Annotated in this window: 3 protein-coding genes; 1 reads left to right on the forward strand and 2 read right to left on the reverse strand. The window is 56.3% G+C overall.

What is annotated here, in order from left to right:
* Positions 1-281, forward strand: a 281-nt coding sequence (locus EN932_RS38585; protein ID WP_206619031.1) for a hypothetical protein, incomplete at its 5' end; no start/stop codon positions are given.
* 2 nt (positions 282-283) lie between these two features.
* Here EN932_RS38585 and EN932_RS35880 read toward each other — a convergent pair.
* Together EN932_RS35880 and EN932_RS38590 are read right to left on the reverse strand one after the other, a co-directional pair.
* Positions 284-1,141, reverse strand: a complete 858-nt coding sequence (locus EN932_RS35880) for a hypothetical protein (RefSeq protein ID WP_128369512.1) — start codon at positions 1,139-1,141, stop codon at positions 284-286.
* The coding region (locus EN932_RS38590; RefSeq protein WP_206619032.1) for a hypothetical protein at positions 1,141-1,514 on the reverse strand (374 nt) is incomplete at its 5' end. The genes EN932_RS38590 and EN932_RS35880, both read right to left, overlap by 1 nt.

Raw genomic sequence — 1,514 nt, forward strand, 5'->3', positions numbered from 1 at the left:
GTTTGGACTATTCTACGGGTTACTCAAAAGAATCTATGGAAGAAAAATGCACTAGCGACTTCGCTAAAATTACGCAGGAAATACAGGATAAATATCACATCACGCCGCAATTAATGAATTCGGAAAAGGCGACCTTCTTTGCCAGTAGATTCGAATTTGCTCACAATTCGCGCATCAGCGTTTACCATATCATATTGGACGATAGAGGAACCTCTGAGAGCTCGCCGGAATGTGTTATTCGTGTCGAGTATTTAGAATCGGCAATAAGCAATCAATTCTAACGTCAGCGGAGATAGGCTGCAGACGGTCCCGCCAACCGGCCTACCGCCACTACCCGACGATGACGGGATTTCATTCCCACAACGATGCTCGTTGCGGGGATCACGCAAGCGGTCGAAGCGCCTCGGATGAACCTGAGGGGAGCATTGCCGGGATGCTCCACAAATCGCCATAGGTCGATTGTGGTCCTGTCGCATGGTGCAAGCCGGTCGAGCACAAGCGCCGTCGCTCCAGCGAGCTTACCCGTCACCCTCCCGATGCCCTCCGGCAACGGTTCCCAAATCCGCCGATCTTCAGACATATGCACCGCGGCCTGAGAGATTCCAGCCGGGATCGCACCGCCTTCGATGAAATAGACCACGGCTCCGGGATATGTCCTGCCGAATGCCTGCACTGCATCGGTCTTCGCCTTCCATGATTGGATTACCCAAAGCGTCCGCCCGGTTCTGGCGATGTCCTCAGCCTTTCGGGCAACGATATCCTCCGGAGATTCCTCGCCGTGCCATCCGATAACGCTCAGGATGGCGGGGACAGCCGCAACCGGCGCGCCTTCGACCCTCAGCTCTTCTTGCCTTACAACGGGCAGAGGTCTGGTCGCCTGCGTTTTTCGAGCCTCTGCCTGCGGGAAGCCAGCACTGATCTTGCTGGAGCTTCCTACAGCCACATTGTCCCCGGCCGCGACAAGCCAATATCGATCGCCCTTGACGACGACACGATGGCCGCGCCGCTCGGCATCTTTCAGCATGTTGTATTGCGTGGTACCGGTCGCGGCGATCAAGTCGGCTTGGGTCGCACCGCGCTCATACAAGCTCGCGGCGATCGAGCGTTTCGAGCCAAGTCGGAAGCCAAACTTGTCGTACATTAGGTCGAGACTAGGGCTTGTCGCAGGCTCGCTAGGTCCGAAACGAGGCGCCCACCAGTGGTTTGGAGCGACTTGACTATTTCGTCAGCCTCGTTCTGTTCAACAACAAGAACTGTGCGTTGCGGCTGTTTTGATCGGAACGCAAGCGTCCTCAGTACGAGCAACCAATTCCCTTGTCGGTCGAGCACAACTTTACCGAAACCGTGGGCCAGCGACGTGCGCAAGCCTTCATGTGTGCGAAAGGCCAACATTGCTGCTGCGGATGCCCTCCCTTCCGCCGCGAAAGCCCCCGTCGGTCCAATCAAAGTCGCCAGTTCTTCGAAGCGCTGTCCAACCAGATGAGGCAATTTCACTATAGCGCCACGCTTGGGGG

Source organism: Mesorhizobium sp. M7A.F.Ca.US.002.01.1.1 (assembly GCF_004022955.1).
GTDB lineage: Bacteria > Pseudomonadota > Alphaproteobacteria > Rhizobiales > Rhizobiaceae > Mesorhizobium > Mesorhizobium ciceri.